At 64.9% G+C, this 17,498-nt stretch carries 16 protein-coding genes and 1 pseudogene; 9 read left to right on the forward strand and 8 right to left on the reverse strand.

Translation table 11 applies throughout. From position 1 onward, the window contains the following. Positions 1–141 precede the first annotated feature (141 nt). Both GGD62_RS14805 and GGD62_RS14810 read left to right on the forward strand, forming a co-directional pair. Positions 142–1,845, forward strand: coding sequence for a type I secretion system permease/ATPase (locus GGD62_RS14805; RefSeq protein ID WP_183709019.1), 1,704 nt, complete (start codon positions 142–144; stop codon positions 1,843–1,845). After that, positions 1,842–3,152 carry an HlyD family type I secretion periplasmic adaptor subunit gene (locus GGD62_RS14810; RefSeq protein ID WP_183708907.1) on the forward strand — a complete coding sequence of 437 codons (1,311 nt, stop codon included), beginning with the start codon at positions 1,842–1,844 and terminating at the stop codon, positions 3,150–3,152. The genes GGD62_RS14805 and GGD62_RS14810 overlap by 4 nt, the downstream gene beginning before the upstream one ends. A 526-nt stretch (positions 3,153–3,678) precedes the next feature. On the opposite strand, the pseudogene GGD62_RS40785 reads toward GGD62_RS14810, so the two are convergent. The 3 genes and pseudogenes from GGD62_RS40785 to GGD62_RS14820 all read right to left on the reverse strand — a co-directional run bounded on the left by GGD62_RS40785 (position 3,679) and on the right by GGD62_RS14820 (position 6,478). After that, a pseudogene (locus GGD62_RS40785) lies at positions 3,679–3,916 on the reverse strand (hypothetical protein). A gap of 224 nt (positions 3,917–4,140) precedes the next feature. After that, complete coding sequence (locus tag GGD62_RS14815) at positions 4,141–4,947, reverse strand: alpha/beta fold hydrolase (RefSeq protein ID WP_183708908.1); 807 nt, start codon at positions 4,945–4,947, stop codon at positions 4,141–4,143. Between the two features lie 154 nt (positions 4,948–5,101). Further along, positions 5,102–6,478, reverse strand: coding sequence for a hypothetical protein (locus GGD62_RS14820; RefSeq protein ID WP_183234707.1), 1,377 nt, complete (start codon positions 6,476–6,478; stop codon positions 5,102–5,104). Positions 6,479–6,770: 292 nt separating this feature from the next. Between GGD62_RS14820 and cysE the strand changes: the two genes are divergently transcribed. Both cysE and GGD62_RS14830 read left to right on the forward strand, forming a co-directional pair. Beyond that, entirely contained in the window at positions 6,771–7,595 is an 825-nt protein-coding gene (gene cysE / locus GGD62_RS14825) for a serine O-acetyltransferase (RefSeq protein WP_018322099.1), read from the forward strand. Between the two features lie 160 nt (positions 7,596–7,755). Next, positions 7,756–7,974, forward strand: a complete 219-nt coding sequence (locus tag GGD62_RS14830; RefSeq protein WP_007602550.1) for a DUF3126 family protein — start codon at positions 7,756–7,758, stop codon at positions 7,972–7,974. A gap of 136 nt (positions 7,975–8,110) precedes the next feature. Here GGD62_RS14830 and GGD62_RS14835 read toward each other — a convergent pair whose 3' ends face one another. The 3 genes from GGD62_RS14835 to GGD62_RS14845 are packed head-to-tail and all read right to left on the reverse strand — an operon-like array spanning position 8,111 to position 11,846. Further along, positions 8,111–9,415 (reverse strand): FAD-dependent oxidoreductase, encoded by a 1,305-nt coding sequence (locus GGD62_RS14835; protein ID WP_183708909.1) that lies wholly within the window; start codon positions 9,413–9,415, stop codon positions 8,111–8,113. Further along, on the reverse strand, positions 9,412–9,717 hold the full coding sequence (locus tag GGD62_RS14840) for a ferredoxin family protein (protein ID WP_026202677.1): 306 nt from the start codon (positions 9,715–9,717) through the stop codon (positions 9,412–9,414). Before GGD62_RS14840 ends, GGD62_RS14835 begins: the two co-directional genes overlap by 4 nt. Positions 9,718–9,719: 2 nt before the next feature. Beyond that, positions 9,720–11,846, reverse strand: coding sequence for a molybdopterin-dependent oxidoreductase (locus GGD62_RS14845; protein ID WP_183708910.1), 2,127 nt, complete (start codon positions 11,844–11,846; stop codon positions 9,720–9,722). A gap of 197 nt (positions 11,847–12,043) precedes the next feature. Between GGD62_RS14845 and GGD62_RS14850 the strand changes: the two genes are divergently transcribed. After that, positions 12,044–12,943: an AraC family transcriptional regulator gene (locus GGD62_RS14850; protein ID WP_246800103.1), complete on the forward strand. Its 900-nt coding sequence runs from the start codon at positions 12,044–12,046 to the stop codon at positions 12,941–12,943. Between the two features lie 202 nt (positions 12,944–13,145). On the opposite strand, the gene GGD62_RS14855 is transcribed toward GGD62_RS14850, so the two are convergent. Then, complete coding sequence (locus GGD62_RS14855) at positions 13,146–13,853, reverse strand: hypothetical protein (protein WP_183708911.1); 708 nt, start codon at positions 13,851–13,853, stop codon at positions 13,146–13,148. Between the two features lie 222 nt (positions 13,854–14,075). Between GGD62_RS14855 and GGD62_RS14860 the strand changes: the two genes are divergently transcribed. The 3 genes from GGD62_RS14860 to GGD62_RS14870 all read left to right on the forward strand — a co-directional run bounded on the left by GGD62_RS14860 (position 14,076) and on the right by GGD62_RS14870 (position 16,844). Beyond that, on the forward strand, positions 14,076–14,405 hold the full coding sequence (locus GGD62_RS14860) for a DUF6949 family protein (RefSeq protein ID WP_018322105.1): 330 nt from the start codon (positions 14,076–14,078) through the stop codon (positions 14,403–14,405). Positions 14,406–14,494: 89 nt separating this feature from the next. Beyond that, complete coding sequence (locus GGD62_RS14865) at positions 14,495–15,025, forward strand: gamma carbonic anhydrase family protein (protein WP_104463504.1); 531 nt, start codon at positions 14,495–14,497, stop codon at positions 15,023–15,025. 124 nt (positions 15,026–15,149) lie between these two features. Continuing rightward, positions 15,150–16,844 carry a PAS-domain containing protein gene (locus GGD62_RS14870; protein ID WP_183708912.1) on the forward strand — a complete coding sequence of 565 codons (1,695 nt, stop codon included), beginning with the start codon at positions 15,150–15,152 and terminating at the stop codon, positions 16,842–16,844. Between the two features lie 31 nt (positions 16,845–16,875). On the opposite strand, the gene GGD62_RS14875 is transcribed toward GGD62_RS14870, so the two are convergent. Further along, entirely contained in the window at positions 16,876–17,040 is a 165-nt protein-coding gene (locus tag GGD62_RS14875; RefSeq protein ID WP_018322107.1) for a hypothetical protein, read from the reverse strand. Between the two features lie 93 nt (positions 17,041–17,133). Between GGD62_RS14875 and GGD62_RS14880 the strand changes: the two genes are divergently transcribed. Beyond that, a complete protein-coding gene (locus tag GGD62_RS14880) occupies positions 17,134–17,472 on the forward strand; it encodes a hypothetical protein (protein WP_018322108.1) in 339 nt (112 codons plus the stop codon). Positions 17,473–17,498: the final 26 nt, after the last annotated feature.

Below are 17,498 nucleotides of genomic sequence, written 5' to 3' on the forward strand. Positions count from 1 at the left end.
GGTTATCCAGAGGAGCTGGCGAGCTTCACCATCCACGTCGGCCTGTTCGCCGTGGCGGCCTTCATTTTCATCGGGCTGGTCTGGAAGCGGCGGCGCGCGGCGGCAGCTGCGCGACCCGACGAGCCACCTCGCGCGCATCAAATGTCCTCACCGCTTCACGCCTGTCGCGGCGTGTTGGTCGGGCTCGGCCTGATCACCGCCATGTTGAACGTGCTGTACCTGACCGGTTCGTTCTTCATGCTCGAAGTCTACGACCGCGTGGTGCCGAGCCGCAGCGTGCCGACGCTGATCGGCCTCGCCGCGCTGGTCGGCGCGCTCTATTCGTTCCAGGCATTCCTCGACATTCTGCGCGGGCGCATCCTCGTCCGCATCGGCGAGTGGCTCGACCGCGCATTCTCGGCGCGCGCCTACGACGTCGTCGCGCGCTGGCCGCTGCGGTCGCGCGGCAGCGGCGACGGGTTGCAGCCGGTGCGCGATCTCGACCAGGTGCGCAGCTATCTCTCCGGGCTCGGCCCGACCGCGCTGTTCGACCTGCCCTGGATCCCGTTTTACCTCGCGATCTGCTTCATGTTTCATCCGCTGCTCGGGCTCACGGCATCGATCGGCTCGGTGATGCTCGTGTCCCTGACCCTTCTCACCGACCGCTTGACGCGTGCGCGCACGAAGGAAGTTACCGGCCAGATCGCGCAACGCAACGCTCTCGCCGAGGCGAGCCGGCGGAATGCCGAGGTATTGCAGGCCATGGGCATGCGCGGGCGGCTCGCCGCGCGCTGGGCGGACGTCAATGACAGCTACATGTTCACCCAGCGGCGCGCCGCCGACATCGCCGGCGGCTTCGGCTCCGCCTCCAAGGTGCTGCGCATGGTGCTGCAATCGGCGGTGCTGGCCGTCGGCGGCTATCTCGTCATCATCCAGGAGGCGACCGCGGGAATCATCATTGCCGGCGCCATTCTCACCTCGCGCGCGCTCGCGCCGGTCGAGCTCGCCATCGCCCACTGGAAGAGCCTGATCGCGGCCCGGCAGAGCTGGAAACGTCTGCAGCAGCAATGGGCGCAACTCCCGGCCGAGGAGGAGAAGACGCCGTTGCCGCCGCCGTGCAAGACCCTCGCCGTCGAGGCTGTCTCCGTGGCGCCGCCGGGCGAGCAGACCGCCGTCGTGCTGGAAGCCTCCTTCGCGTTGAACCCGGGGCAGGGGGTGGGCATCGTCGGCCCGAGCGCATCGGGCAAGTCGTCGCTGGTGCGTGCCATCGTCGGTGTTTGGGGGGCGGCGCGCGGCAAGGTGCGGCTCGACGGCGCCGCGCTCGACCAATGGAGCTCCGAGGCGCTCGGCCGTCACATCGGCTATCTGCCGCAGGACGTCGAGCTGTTCGCCGGCACGGTGGCGCAGAATATCAACCGCTTCGAACCCGTTCCCGATGCCGAGGCGATGATCGCCGCCGCGAACGCCGCCGGTGTGCACCAGATGGTGCTGCGCTTGCCGAAAGGCTACGACACGCCGATCGGCGAAGGCGGCGCGGCGCTCTCTGCCGGGCAGCGGCAGCGCATTGCGCTCGCCCGTGCGCTTTACCGTGAACCCTTCCTGGTGGTGCTCGACGAGCCCAACTCCAATCTCGACTCCGACGGCGACCAGGCCCTGACGCAGGCCATTCACGGCGTGCGTGCGCGGGGCGGCATTGTCATCGTCGTCGCGCATCGCACCAGTGCGCTCGCTGGCGTGGACCAATTGATCGTGATGGCCGAGGGGCGCGTGCAGGCGTTCGGGCCCAAGGACGCGCTGCTGGCCAAGATGATGCAGCCGCGGCCGGCAGTGCCGCTTAAGGTCGTAACCGAGGGAGCGAGCCTTTGAACCGCGAGCCGGTGAATCAGGTTCCGCACGCGATCCGCCAGCACCTGCGCGCCGGCCTCGTGGGCGTCATCATTCTTGCCGGGGGCGCCGGCGGCTGGGCCGCGACCACGGAACTGGCTGGCGCCGTCGTCGGCTCCGGCACGCTGGTGGTCGACAGCTACACCAAGAAGGTGCAGCATCCGACTGGCGGCGTGGTCGGTGAACTCAACGTTCGCGAGGGTGCGCGGGTGACGGCTGGCGACGTGATCGTGCGCCTCGACGAGACGGTGACGCGGGCCAATCTCCTGATCGTCGTCAAGAGTCTCGACGAACAGGCGGCGCGCCGGGCGCGGCTCGAGGCTGAGCGCGACGGCCAGGACCTGCTCGAATTTCCCGCCGACCTCATTGATCGTGCCGCCGATCCCGACGTCGATCGACTGATCGTGGGCGAGCGCAAGCTGTTCGAGTTGCGCCGCGCCGCCCGCACCGGCAAGAAGGCGCAGCTCAGCGAGCGCATCGGCCAGCTCCGGGAGCAGATCCGCGGGCTCGACGAGCAGATCCAGGCGAAAGACCGCGAAACCACCTTCATCGACCAGGAGCTTCTGGGCGTGCGCGACCTGTGGCGAAAGAATCTGGTACAGATCACGCGCCTGACAACGCTCGAGCGCGACGCGGTGCGCCTGCATGGCGAACGTGGCGCTCTGGTCGCGGCCATCGCCGAAGTCAGGGGCCGGATCACCGAGACCACGCTGCAAATCATGCAGATCGATCAGGATCTGCGCACCGAAGTCGGAAAGGATCTCGCCGAGATCCGCGCCAAGACCTCGGAGCTGGTCGAGAAACGCGTTGCCGCCGAGGACCAGCTCAAACGCATCGATATTCGCGCGCCGCAGGACGGCACCGTGCATCAGTTGGCGCTGCACACCATCGGCGGCGTCATCAGCCCCGGCGAGCAGATCATGCTTATCGTCCCCACGCACGACGCGCTCGTCGTGGAGGTGCGGATTCCCCCACATGAGATCGATCGTCTGTCGGTCGGCCAGCCGGTGCTGTTGCGCTTTACGGCCTTCAACCAGCGCACCACACCCCAACTCAACGGCGAAGTGAGCCAGGTGTCCGCTGACGTGGCGGTCGACCAAAAGAGCACGACGAGCTTCTATGTAGCCCGCATCGCAGTTCCCGAGGCGGAGATAGCCCGCCTGGGCGACCTGAAGCTGATCGCCGGCATGCCGGTCGAAGCCTTCATTCAGACCGACCAGCGCACGGTGATGTCGTACCTCGTCAAGCCGCTCTCCGATCAGTTGATGCGCGCCTGGCGCGAGCGCTAAGCTGCGACCTCCCCTAAAGTGAAGGCAATCTCTTGTTAAGGGCGGCTATCACCGGATTCAGTTGCGCGGGTTCTTTGCCGACGCGGATGGGCTGTTGAACGCCAAGTCAGTTCTGGCTGTTCCTTTTCGACGAAGCGATCGCTGCTCGACGAAACCAAGTGCGATGGCCGAAGATGCGGTCATCGTCTGCGGCTGCGGTTGCACGAAGACCATTACAGGCGTTACAGGGCCCGTAGGTCATCGCGCGTATTGGGTCGATCGGATGATCCAATATGCAAGCTGGTGCCTCTCCGAGGCTCACGGTCCTTCCGCGCGATCGCGAAATACCCCATCTATGGTTCCGGGACCCGCGATCCTCGCTCTCGCGCGGCTTGGGCGGTCAGGATTGCGCTCGGATGAGCACCGCTATAAGCGCGGCAGCCAAGATCGCTAGCCATATCGACGAGACGATCATGGAGGCGAAGTGCCAATCTACGTCACGGCGCCTGGGCTGCATTGTGTCTCCTTCCGCAGGCCGCGCATCGGCTCAGCGGCCTCTATCGCCCTTCCCGTTGGGGCTGCCATTGCGGCCGCCGTTGCGCCGGCCATTGTTGCCATGGTGCTGATGGTCATGGTGGACCGCCCCCCGCGCCAGACTGTGCAATCGCGTTGGACGTGAGGGACGTTGATAGCAAAAGGGTGATGGTCGGCGGCGTCACCGCGACGAACTTTCCGCAGGTCTTCAAGAATTCCCGTCGGCCATCGTCCTGGTCTGGCATGGTCATTTCTCTCGAGAGGTATTAAATAATATTAAATAAATTAAATCAATTAAATTTTGTTCCTACGAGCAGGAGGGAATTCCGGCGCCGGCGGCGGCCGGGGTGACGACCTTTCAGCATCCCGGAGGTCGCTAAGGGCGGTTATGGGACGTCAGCAAAGGCCAAACTGCGGACATCGATGCCGTACCCTCGAAAACCAGCGCGGCGAAGCACGCCGTGCAAGTAGCGATCTAACGGGGCTCTGACGACGTGGCCGGCCTAGCCTCCTCGAAAAACGCCTTCAGTTCTGCTGCCATCACGGCCGGGTCCACCACGTGGCCCTGACCGGTGAGCACCTTTCGCCGGGCCCGGGGGATCGCGTCCGCGAGCGCGTCGGCCGCACCTTCGAACGGGGGGATGCCGCCGCCCGTGGCAACCAGCACCGGCTGGTGAAGGCGCGCGAAACGTTCCAACGGGGCTTGGCGGGTCCCCAGCACGGCAGCGTCGTAGGCCAACGTATGCGCTATTCGCTCGAGACTCGGCCAGACCGGATGCGCGCGAGCGCCGGCGATCTCTTCAGCCGAACTTCCGGCGAGCTCCATGAACAGTGCTACGGCATCGCCGCGCCGCCCCGCCGACAGTCGTCTGTCGAGCTCGGCCACATAGGCCCGCTGCTGTTGCGGCGTCTCCGGCGCGAGGTCGTAGGGCACTTCATAGACTGCGACCGCATCGATGGACCGCAATGTGGCAGCCGTCTCGAGGGCCAGGGCGCCGCCGGTCGACACGCCGTAGAGCGCGGCACGGCCGCCCCCCGCGGCGTCGATGAGCGCGGCGATGTCCTCGATCTCGCGGGCAACTGAATATTCGCGCCCGTCACCACTCTCGCCGCGACCGCGCCGCGCATAATTTACGACGCGAAACCAACGGCTGAGTTCTGTTGCAAGTCGCGCGTTCTCGCTGCCGTCATCGAGCGAGCCGGTGGTAAGGATGACCGCCGGACCGCTGCCGTCGACGGAGTAGGCAATCTGGGTGCCGTCTGCGGACGCGACATAGGGCATGCTAGCTCTCCTTGGACGGGGTTTTGCGGACACGTTTCTCGGGCAAGTCGAAGAGCAGCCGAAAATAAAAGCGAGGTGATCCAGGCTGTCGAGCGCGGCGGGCATGCCGTCCATCGCCTTGGTTACGCAAGCGGACTAGATAAGCCCGGGCCATCTAGGAGTGGCGATGATCCGGCCTGGACGGATCAGTTTCGCCAAACCGCCGCGCCAGCGCCGTCAGCACCACGAAGGTGGCGACCCACACCATCCGCGCGCCGTAGCGGTCGTGCGGGCCTGAAATCACGGCGCAGATGAAAGCGTTGCCGAGCAGCGCCAGCGTCACGGTCGCCGCCAGCAGCGTCAAATCGTCCAGCCGGCGGTTCGCGAGCGCATGGCCGAGCAGCGCGACCAGCGCCAGCATCGAGGCCAGCGCCACCGGCACGTGCAGCCGGTTGATTGCGGTGAAGTCGAGCTGCCAATTCTGCTGCCGCGCGGCGCGCATCGGCCCGGCCTGCGCGGGGACGTAGCGTTCGATGATGCCGCGGGTGTGCGGGATCCAGCCATTGGTGCCTTCGCCGGTCGCGACATGCAGCAATTGCTGGCCCATCGCCCGCAGCGCCGCGCCGGCCTGCCAGGTCGGATAATCCTTCAGCGACTGCACGACGATGTAACCCATCTCCTCGTTCATGCCTTCAAAGCGGCCGAGCGCGTTGAACATGCTCTTGCCCCACAGGAACTCATCTGCCGTCGCCGGCAGTTCGTTGCGATAGGGACACAGCTTGTAGCGCTCGCGGGGGCAATGGTCGTTGAGGTAGCGCGCGACGATGCCGTCCTGCATCATGCGGCCGAAGGCGACGCCGTAGCCGCCGGGCGTCCAGGCCAGCTTGCCGGACAGCGCATAATTCGCCGAGACCAGCATCACCCCGCCCGCAACGATGGTGAGGCTGGCCTGCGCCAATCCGGCCAGCGGAAGGCGCTCCTTGAGAAACGGCCGTACCATCCAGCCCGCGACGCAAAGACCGAGCAACACGCCGAGCGTGGCGCTGTGGGTGGCGGCGGCAAAGGCGGTGAAGACGAACAGCGAGATTTTCTCGAGCGCCGAGGTTCGGCCTGCGCCGACGACCAGGAGAAACAGCGACAGCACCGAGAGTCCTGCAAAGATGTCGGTGAGCAGCATGCTCGCAAGCCAGGGCAGCGCGGTCGACAGGATCAGGCCAAGGCTGATCGCGACGAAGCGGACAGTCTGCATCATCGAGAGCACGCGCAGGGTGAGCTGCAACAGCCACAGCGTTGCCAGCGACTGGACCGCGAGGTTGATCCAGAAGCCAAAACTCTCGCCAAAGTGCAGATAGAGGCCGAACACCGTGGAGCGGCTGGGGACGAGATAGCCCTCGTACCAGCGCGCCAGATAGCCGCCGGTATCCCATTGCAACAGCGGGTAGCCGTTCCAGAACGCCGGCACGATCATCAGGAGGGGCAGGGCGACCGCCGCCAGACGCAGCCAAAGCGTATCCGCGGCGCGTGCGCGCAATTGATCGGTGGTGATGCTCAAATCTGTTCCCCGTCCTCGCCCCGAACCATGCTCGCAATAAGGGTCGGGAGAGAATTCACCAATAGTTTGACGCCGCCCGACTTGAATTTGGCAAAACTCTGACCACTTTGAGCCGACCTTGCTGCTTGGGGGCTTCGAAAGAAACTGTTGTGTTTCAATGTCTTGGCATGCTTTGGCAGGGCAAGGCGCTGTTCACTCTCAGGCAAGCCGGTCAGGACTTCGTCGCCTACACTATGCTATAAAGCCGGCAAAACGAGCCCACTCGAAAGAGCAAATCCCAAAGAGCAAATCCATGGCAGTGCATCAGGTCAATCCGGGAGGAAAGCTCGCATCGCTCGATCCGATCTGGGACCGGATCCGGGGCGAAGCGGAGGACATCGTCCGTCGCGAGCCCGAGCTTGCGACTTTCATCTATTCGACGGTGCTGCATCACAGCCGCCTGGAAGATTCGGTGATCCACCGTGTCGCCGACAGGCTCGATCACTCCGCGCTGTCCGGCGACCTCGTGCGCCAGACCTATGGCGAGGCGCTGCGCGACGATCCCGATCTCGGCAACGCCTTCCGCGCCGATCTCGTGGCCGTCTACGATCGCGATCCCGCGACCTCGCGCTTCATCGATCCCTTGCTCTACTTCAAGGGCTTTCACGCCATCCAGACCCATCGCCTGGCGCACTGGCTCTGGCTGAAGGGCCGCAAGGATTTTGCGTATTACCTGCAGAGCCGCGCCTCCGCGGTGTTCCAGACCGACATCAATCCCGCCGCGCGCATCGGCCGCGGCATCTTCCTCGACCACGCCACCGGCTTCGTCTGCGGTGAGACGGCGGTGATCGAGGACGACGTCTCGATCCTGCACGGCGTCACGCTCGGTGGCACCGGCAAGGAGAACGAGGACCGTCATCCGAAGATCCGCCATGGCGTGTTGATCGGCGCCGGCGCGAAGATCCTCGGCAACATCGAGATCGGCCATTGCGCGCGCATCGCCGCCGGCTCGGTCGTGGTCAAGCCCGTGCCGCACAACGTCACCGTCGCGGGCGTGCCTGCCAAGGTCGTCGGCGAGGCCGGGTGCGCCGAACCGTCGCGCACGATGGATCAGATGATCAACGCGATGGGGCTTTGAGACTTGGGGCTTAAGACTTGGGGCTTTAAGACTTGGCTTTGAAGGCGAAAAGGGCCGGATTTCCGGCCCTTTCGGTCCCCAAATTCTTTGGCAATTCATGCTGGCGGTTCGTCGCGTCTCGTCCTAAAACCCGCCGACCATTTTCGATCGGAGACTTGCCGTGGACGTCAAAGAAGTCAGAAAGTTAGATGCGTATTTGAAGCGCGTATTCGGCAATCCCAAGATCCGCGTCGTGCCGCGGCCGAAGAAGGACGATTCCGCCGAAGTCTATATCGGCGAGGAATTCATCGGCGTTCTCTTCGTCGACGACGAGGACGACGATCGCTCGTTCCAGTTCCAGATGGCGATCCTCGAGGACGATCTCGTCGATCAGGAGTAGATGCGAGCGTGGTCCGGAAAAGTGCGCAGCGGTTTTCCGAAAAGATCATGCTTAAACAACAACCTAAAGCGCGATGACGATTCATCCTGATCGCATCGCGCTTTAGTGCGGTCCGGTGGCGCGATCGGTTCCGGGGTTACGCGCCCACCGCTGCGAGCATGTCGGGGATTGTGACGAATTTTTCCCGCGGCTTGCCGAGCAGGGCTCCCCTGGATCTCTCGGCAGTATCGATCACCATCCAGTCCGGATAGCTCACGACGCGGCTGACGCGGCCGACGACGCGTGCCAGCAGCGCATCCGGCGTGTCCGGGCGCGCTCGCCGATGCGCAAGATCCGCCAGCACGGCCTCTGCCGTGGCGATGCCGCAGCCGCGATTGGTGCCGATCGTGCCGTTCGGACCGCGCTTGCTCCATCCGCAGGCATAGAGGCCCTCGATCACACAATGCCCGTTCGTGACACGTCCATTGGCATTGGCATGAACGCCGCGATGTGTGTCATAGGGCACGCCGGTGACGGGCGCCGTCCTGCGGCCGACGCTGCCGAACACGAGGCCGCCGGCGATGTCCTCGACGGCGCCGGACCGGTGCGTCACCGAGAGGGTCTCCACCCGGTCTCGTCCGTGGATCGCGAGGGGCGAGAAGCCAAATCGAAAGACACAGCGGCGCGGCCTGGTCGCGGTCTGCTGCGAAAATCCGCGCAGCAGCGACAGCTTCTCGACCAGCTCCGGATCTGCGGGATGCTGCGGTTCGAAGTCCTTCGGCGTGACATCGCGGTCGTCGACGAGCGTGTCGCATGACCTCAATTCGAGGAAAGCGCGCAATTCCTTGGCGCTGAATTTGGCCTGCACCGGTCCGCCGCGGCCGACGATGGAGATCTCGCGAATCCGGCTCGCCGCCAGCACCTCGAGCGCGTGGCGCGCGATGTCGGTCTGTCGCAGCTCGTCGGCGGTCTTGGCGAGAATGCGTGCGACGTCGAGTGCGACATTGCCGTGACCGATAATGATTGCCGCCTCATGGTCGAGATTGAAGCTGAGATCGGCGAAATCGGGGTGTCCGTTGTACCACGCGACGAAATCGCCGGCACTGTGGCTCCCGGGAAGAGCCTCGCCCGGAATGCCCAGCGGCCGGCTCAGTTCGGCGCCCGTTGCCAATACGACGGCGTCATAGGCCTCACGCAGCTCGTCGACCGTGACATCGTCTCCGACCGTGACACCGCCGATGAAGCGAAAGCCGGGCATGGCGGCGATGCGGTCGAACGCTGCCGTCACCTGCTTGAGCTTCGGGTGGTCGGGCGCCACGCCGAACCGCACCAGCCCGTACGGCACCGGGAGCCGTTCGAACATGTCAACCGTCACGGATGTACCGGAACGCAAGAGGGCCTCGGCCGTGTAGAAGCCGCTCGGTCCGCTGCCGACGACGGCGACGCGCGTCCCGCCCGTCATCGGCCGAGCGCCAGGCGGCGTTCGTCGGCGCCCGGCAGAGGCACCAGGCGCGCGCTGATGACGGGAGTTTCGGCGGCGCGCTTGCGGTTGACGTCGATCCAGAATTTCTTGTCGGCTGCGAGGCGATAGTCGGGCTCGATCGCACCGACCGGGCAGGCCGGCGCGCAGCCGCCGCAGTCGATGCAGTTTTCCGGATCGATATAGGTCATGGACTCATCGAGGTGAAAACACTCGACGGGACACACCGTGACGCATTCGGTGTATCGGCACCCCCGGCAATTGTCGGTGACCACATAAGTCATCGTCACGCCCCGCTGACTTGGACGAGGATGTCGGAGAATGTCGGGGCCCGGCCGAGGTCGGCGAACGCCGGCGGTGTCAGCACGTGGACCGTCGCGCCCTTGCGATTGGACCGCTGCCAGTACCCGGACGGCGCCACCACGACTCCAGGCATGATGTCGGACGAAACGGTCGCAAAGGCTTCGAATGAGCCCCGATCGTTGAACACGCGAATGGGCGCGCCGGCGACGATCCCGCGCTGTGCGGCATCATCGGGATTGAGAAGCACCGCCTGTTCTTCGCCGGCCTGGGCGGTTTGCGCGGGAAGATTGCCGTAATTCGAGTTCAGGAAGGCGTGGCTCTTCGGCGAGATCAGGCTGAGCGGGTAGCGCGTCGCGAGCACCGGCGCCGTGCGCGGGTTCTCGTTCGGCGGGATGTAGTGGGGCAGGGGATCGACCGGCGTGGCATCCTGGTCGCCGTTGTAGCCCTGGCGGAACAGCGGCACCACGAAGTTGCCGCCGCCCGCGATCGTCGATTTGAACTCGCACTTGCCGGAGGCGGTCGGGAAATTGCCCTCGCGATGCGGCGCCCAGTCGGCGGGCGCCGGCATGTTGAGGCGCGCATAGCCCTTGGTCTTGACGCCGTCGAGCGTGATGCCTTCGAGAACCGGGCTGCTCCAGTCGAGCGAAGCTTCGATGATTTCGTCGTCGGTCCGGAAGAAAGTGGGGTCGGTGATGCCCATTGCGCGCGCCAGGCGGCGGAACAGCTCGGTGTTGGAGACGGCTTCGCCGAGCGGCGCGATCGCCTGGTTGTTGTAGGAGAGGTAAAGGTGCCCCCAGGAGAACATGATGTCCTTCTGCTCGAGCTGCGTGGTTGCGGGCAAAACGATGTCGGCATATCTGGCGGTGTCGGTCAGGAAGTGCTCGCTGACGACGGTGAAGAGATCCTCGCGTTCGAGCCCTTTTTCGAGCTTGGCCTGTTCGCTCACCATCGCCATCGGGTTGGCGTTGTAGACGAACAGCGCCTTGACCGGTGGGTCGAAGCCGAGCTCGCCGGTCAGCGCAGCTCCAAGCCGCCAGGAATTGAGCACGCGCATTGTCTCGGGCTGCAGATCGGGCCGCATCAGCACGTCCCATCTGACCGGGAAGGCCCAGATTGGCAGCTGGAGCAGGCCGCCACCGACATGCTTCCAGGCGCCGATCAGCCCCGGAAGGCAGGCGATCGCACGCACGGTCTGGCCGCCGCCGGCATGCCGCTCGACCGCGACGCCGATGCGTACGACGGCGGGCGGTGTGGTCGCAAATTCTCTGGCCAGCTTGAGGATGTCGTCGACGGAAATGCCAGTTTCCTGCGAGGCAAATTCAGGGGTGTAGATCGCGGCCCGCTCGGCCAGCTCCTCATAGCCAACGGTGTATTTGTTGACGTAGTCGCGATCGACAAGGTTCTCTTTGATGATGACGTGGATCATCGCCAGCGCGAGCGCGGCGTCAGTGCCGGGCCGGATCGGAATGTGCCAGTCGGCGAGGCGCGCGGTACGGGTGCGGACGGGATCGATCACGACGAGCTTGGCGCCGGCCTTCTTTGCCTGCTCGATGAACGGCCAGTGATGCGAGTTCGTGCTCAGCGTGTTGCAGGCCCACAGGATGATGTATTTCGAGTGCACGAAGCTTTCGGGGTCGACGCCGGGCGTGTGCCCGATCGTCATCATGTACGCTGTGCACGAGGCGGAGTCGCAGAACGTGCGCTCCAGCACTGTCGCACCCAGCTTGTTGAAGAGGGGATCTCCGACATTCAACCCGTTGATGATGCCCTGCGTGCCCAGATAGCTGTAGGGCAGGATCGCCTGCGCGCCGTGCTCGGCGATCACGGAGGTCCAGCGCGATGCGATGGTGTCGATGGCTTCGTCCCAGGAGATCCGCTGGAATTGCCGGGAGCCCTTCGGGCCGACCCGCTTCAGCGGATGGAGGATGCGCTTGTCGCTGTAGACGCGCTCCTCGTAATTGTTGACCTTGACGCAGAGCCGTCCGCGCGTGAACGGGTGATCGGGATTGCCGCGGACGGCAATCGCCTTGCCGTCCTCGACCGTGGTCAGGATGGAGCAGGTGTCCGGGCAGTCGTGGGGGCATGCGCCTATGACCGTGGACCTCGCCATGGATCTCTCCGCTTCCTGATTCAAGACGGTCCGAAGGATGCGGCGGCCGGACCCGCCTTGGCTTTTCAAAACGTGCGGTGTTGTTGTCCCGGACTGCTCTCGTCCGGTGGACGCCCTGGCGGTTCTCTGGCATGCTAATTGCTGGAACCGGCAATACCTCTCTACCCGTACATCGCGTGATCTGGCGGAGATTTCCGATGGGTATGCTTGGCAACTCTGTCGATAAATATGTTACCGGCAGAATGCTCCAGACGTCCAACGACCGGCGGTGGGGTCATCTCCTGGCGGAGCGATGGAGTCATGAGCCGGGCGATCTCCCTCCGCAATTGCCGCGCGACACCGAGATCGCGATATTGCTGCGCGGCAGTTCGGTCGTCGACCGCGAAGGCGCTGGCATGCGGCAGCGCACCTTCGGCCGGAGAGGCACCGTCTGGCTCTGCCCGGCCGGCATCCGCGAAGACTTCATCCGCGTCGAGAACCAGATGCAGGAATGCCTGCATCTCTTTCTTCCGGGCAAGCCGTTCGACGACACCATGCTCAGGGATCTCGACATCGATCCCTCGGGCATGTCCATCCGTTACGAGACGATCGATCGGGACATGTTCATCGAGCATGTCGCGGACCGCATTCTCGCGGAGCTCGCGCAGGAGACCTCCACAGGCCGCCTTTTGATCGAAAGCCTGGGGCGGGCCTTGTCCGCCCATCTGGTGCACAGCTACGCCGCCAGTTCAGTCCGGCTGAAGCAATCCTATGCCGTGCAGAAACCGCTCGATGCGAGGCGCCTGTCGCGCGTCACGGAATTCATCGACGCATCCGTCGAGCGCGAGTTCACCGTGAATGATCTCGCATCGGTGGCCTGCATGAGCCCGGCGCATTTCTCCCGCAGCTTCAAGGCGGCGACCGGAACTGCACCGCACGAATATGTCAGCCGTCAGCGCCTCGATCTCGCCAAGCGGCTCCTATCGACCAGCGATCGCCCGCTGGTTGATATCGCCTTTGCCGCGGGATTTTCCTCGCAGGCCAATTTCAACCGCGCCTTCCGCAAGGCGGTCGGCACGACGCCGAGCCTTTATCGGGCGCGGAAGGGGCAGGATTGAGCCTGCCCGCATCAAGTGTGGATGATGTGGCCTTGAGATCCCCATGGGTTTTGCCCGACGGGTCAAGCTCTAATTCGGAAAAAACGAATATCTAAAAATACGAAGTGCGGCCGTGACTTGGCTACTGTGCATGGGGTTGTTTTTCGAGATTTGGTTCGGTGAGGGGTTGAGCCCGGCCTGCAAGCCGATCTCGCGGCCGCGCTCAGCTCCTCGGCCCGCGCAGCTGCGCCGTCAGCCTGTCCATCGCCTCCGCCGCATCGCGCCATTGCGACAGCCAGCTGCGCGGGAAGCGGAAGGTGAGGTCGGCGCCGCCGACGCGGCGCTCGGACAGGCACATGCCGGGCGTTGACGCATCGCGGGTGCAGCGCGCCGTCAGCGCCGGGCTTGCAGCCGAATAGAAGTCTTCGCTGCCGTATGGCGTGTCAGCACGGAACATCCGCATCGTCAGGCCGTCCGCGGGCGTCGCTGCGGCCTGGTCGAGATAGCGCGGATAGATCGTGGCTGTCCGCTGCTCGGGCGAGAGCGCATCGTGATGGGCCGTGATCGACAGGAAGATGCGGTCGATCGATTGCACCGCCGCCTCCACCGTGTCGGCGGTGACGTGTTTCGGCGCGCCGGGCGGCTCGAGCGAGGGATAGAGGAAGTCGAGATCGATGCGCTCCTGCGGCCCGGAGTGCCGCTGGATCTTCATGCGGATCGCCGTCACCGGCAGGTTGAACAGCGTGCCGCCGACGCTCACCGGCAGCTTGTCTGGGGCGTTCGCGCCGCGGGTGCCCCAGGTCAGCCACAACAGATAGGCGACGAGCGCGACCGCGCAGACCGCAGCAATGCCGCCGAGCACGATCGGGACGGCATGCGCCCAGGTGCGCGTGCGGGGGGACCTATGGGGAGCTGCCGAGAACACCGTCATGAGCTTGTACGAGGTCGAGCCGGAAGTCGGCCGGTGGCCGACGAATCAGCGGCGAATATGCCACGCGGCGGCGATTTCGCGCAGCGTTCCCGGCTGCGGGGGGCGGGGGCGGCCCTGCGTGGACAGGACGGCGGCGTTAACCTTCCCTTAAGGATAATGTAGCGTTAACCCGCACCATTTGTCACAGGAATGCTCGGCGTTGCGTAAGGGCGGACCGTTCCGATGACACCTGAAGCTTTCAACACTTTCTTCTCGATCTGCATTGGCTTCGCGCTCGCGGGTGCGCTCGTGAACGGATACCAGGCGCTGGCGCAGCGGCCCGCCGGGTTCGGCCTGCTGCAGGACGGCGTGGCGCCGAAGACCTTCGCTGCGGTGCCGTTCCTGGTGTTCGCCGCGCCCTTCATCATCATGCGCAACACGCTGCGCGGCATGCGGGTGGAAAGCCGCCGCGCCGAGTTCGTGATGATGGCGACCCTCATCGCCGGCTTCTGGAGCATGATGAGCGGCACCTTCTTCCTGATGACGCTGCGCGCGGCCGGCGTTCTGGGCTGACGCCCGCGCATTGAGCTCTGCCGGCGCGGGCCTTTGCGTCGCGGCTGCCGTTTGGCTATGCCAGTGGTCAACGCGACAGGAGACCCCCAATGGCGATCTACGAGCTCGACGGGCAGGCGCCCGACCTTCCCGCCGACGGCAATTATTTCATCGCCGAGACCGCCACCGTGATCGGCCGCGTGCGCCTGAAGCCGGGTGCAAGCGTCTGGTTTGGCGCGGTGTTGCGCGGCGACAATGAGTGGATCGAGATCGGCGAGGGCGCCAATGTGCAGGACGGCTCGACCTGCCACACCGATCTCGGCTTTCCGCTTCACATCGGTCGGAACTGCACGGTCGGCCACAATGTCATCCTGCACGGCTGCACCATCGAGGAGGGCGCGCTGATCGGCATGGGCTCGATCGTGATGAACGGGGCGAAGATCGGTCGCAACAGCATCGTCGGCGCCGGTTCCGTCATCACCGAGGGCAAGGAATTTGCCGAACGTTCCCTGATCATCGGCTCACCGGCGCGCGTGATCCGCACGCTCGACGACGCCCAGGTGCAGAAGATGGGGAGTGCGGCGAGGTTTTACGTGGCCAACGGTCCGCGCTTCAAGAAGGGCCTGAAGCGGATCGGTTGAGATCGCGCGGCCGGACGGCCCGGCGGCACGGTTCCGTACCGTGAAAATACAGGCCGGTACTTTAATCCTCCGCTAGCGCGATCACGCTTATCGTCGAGCGTTTTCAACCAGGAGGAGCGTCGCCATGAATGCGACGGCGCTGGGATCCGGCTTCGGTGCCGGAACCAATCTATTGAAAAAGTTCGTAAGACTAGCGCGTGGCGCCGACACGCTGACCGTCGCCGAGAAGGTCTACAGCATCGCCGCCTTCCTTGCGATCGTCACCACCTTCCTCCTGGTGATGTCGGTCCAGTCCGTACGCCTGCAGACGACGTATCGCCACATGCATGTCACCGCCGCCGAGGCGGCGATCGGCGTCGGGCGCATCAATGCGCTGATCTATGCCATCGTGATGGAATCACGCGGCATCTACATGTCGGCCGATCGTCGTGCGATGAAGCCGTTCGCGGACGGGCTGGTGCGGCGCAACCGCGAGCTCGCCGAGGCCGTGAAGAGCATGGAGAAGAACGTCGGCGACGACGACGCCGAGCTGTTCGCGAGCTTCCGCCAGCGCATCTTGCAATTCATCGACTTCCGTCAGGATCTGGTGCGGCGCGGGATCGAGATCAGCCCGGCCGCGGGACGCGAATGGGGCGACAATGACGCCAACCGCACCGTGCGCAGCAAGCTCAACAGCGATATCGAGGCGCTCGAGCGCATCTACCAGCAGCGCGCCCGCGAGGCGGACGAACTCGCCAATGAGAACCGCTATGCGGCTGCCTATCTGTTCGCACTGGGACTCGCCGCCTTGATGCTGGCGGCGCTCAACGTCGTCGTCATGCGCAGTTCGATCGTCGGCGCCCTGGCCGACATCACGCAGGCGACCGACCGAATCGCGCAAGGCGACGTCAAGAGCGAGGTGCCGCATCTCGGCCGTCACGACGAGATCGGACGCCTTGCGCGCGCCGTGCAGAACTTCCGCGACGCCGTCGCGCGCATCTTCGAGCTCGAGGAGCTCGAGCTCGGCACCGCCCAGGCGCGGGACGCCGCGCGGACCGAGCGCGACCAATTCAACGACAAGTACCAGGCCAAGAAGTGGCAGCTCTCGGCGGCGATCAACAGCATGCCGCAGGGCCTGATCATGCTCGACGGCAAGGCGGTCGTGGTCGCGATGAACTCGAACTACCGGCAGATCTACAATCTGCCCGAGACGATCCAGGCCGGATCGACCCTCGAGGATATCCTCCAGCACCGGGTCAAGAGCGGGCTGTTCAGCGGCGACGTCGCGAAATATGTCGCAGCTGTTCTCGACCGGATCGCCAGGCGCGAACCGGCGGCCTACGAGATCGCCCTGAACGACGGCCGCATCATCAAGATCTACGAGCGTCCGATGGACGGCGGCGGCTGGGTGTCGGTGCAGGAGGACGTCACCGAACAGCGCCAGCGCGAGCGCATTCTCGAGCGGATGGAGCGCTTCCTCGCCACCATCATCGAGAACGTGGCCGAGGGCATCATCGCCAAGGATGCGCGCAATCTGCGCTACGTCTTCGTCAACAAGGCGGCCGAGAAGATGATCGGCATGTCGCGCGGCGAGATCATCGGCAAGACCGCGCGGGAATTGTTCTCCCCGGAGGCGGCCGAACTGATCGAGCGGCGCGACAAGCAGCTGCTCGCGCAGAAGCAGCAGCTCGAGCCGATCATCGATACCATCGACAATCCCGCGCGCGGGCGCCGCGTCATCTCCGCACGGCGGGTTCAGATCGGTGGCGCCAGCGAAGAGTCCCACATGTTCGTGACCATGGTCGAGGACCGGACGGAGAATAGGGTGGCGGCCGCCTAGCGATTATGCGCGCCCTCACGGCAGCACCGCGTCAGCGCCCTTCGGATTCGCGCGCTTCGATTGCGCCTGCGACCTTCTCGTGGCCGGCGGCCCACAGCGCATGCTCGTCGCTGCCGTCGAGGTAAGGATTGGCTTCGGCCGGGATGTTGTCGCGCGCGGCGCGTTCGCCTTCTGCAAAAGGATCGCGATCGGTCATCGTGATGAGCCTCCTCGCTTTCAAGCTGATGTGACGGCATTTGTTCCGGAACCGGCCTTCGCCGCGGCGGTTGACCGGTAAAGGAGAATTCTCATGGCCGCATCGTCTGCAACCGTCTCAATCAAGACCATGATGGTGATCTTCGCCCTTGTGGCGATGCCAGCCGTCGCATTCGCGCAGGCGGGCGGCGGTTCTGCCGGATCGACCGGAGGCGCTGCGGGATCGACTGGAGGCTCCGTCGGATCGAGCGGAGGCGTCGCCAACTCGCCGGCTCCACCGCCCGGCACCAACAGCCTGGGTACGGCTCAGTCATCCGGCCCGGGCTCCGGAGTTACGACCGGCAGCGGCACAGGCGGCAGCGCCGATGCCACCGTCAATGCCGAGAATCGGATGCTCGACAAGAAGCTCAAGAGCATCTGCCGCGGCTGCTAATCCTCGCGCGGAAGTGAGACAGCGTG

This window comes from Bradyrhizobium sp. ERR14 (genome assembly GCF_014198235.1).
Lineage (GTDB): Bacteria > Pseudomonadota > Alphaproteobacteria > Rhizobiales > Xanthobacteraceae > Bradyrhizobium.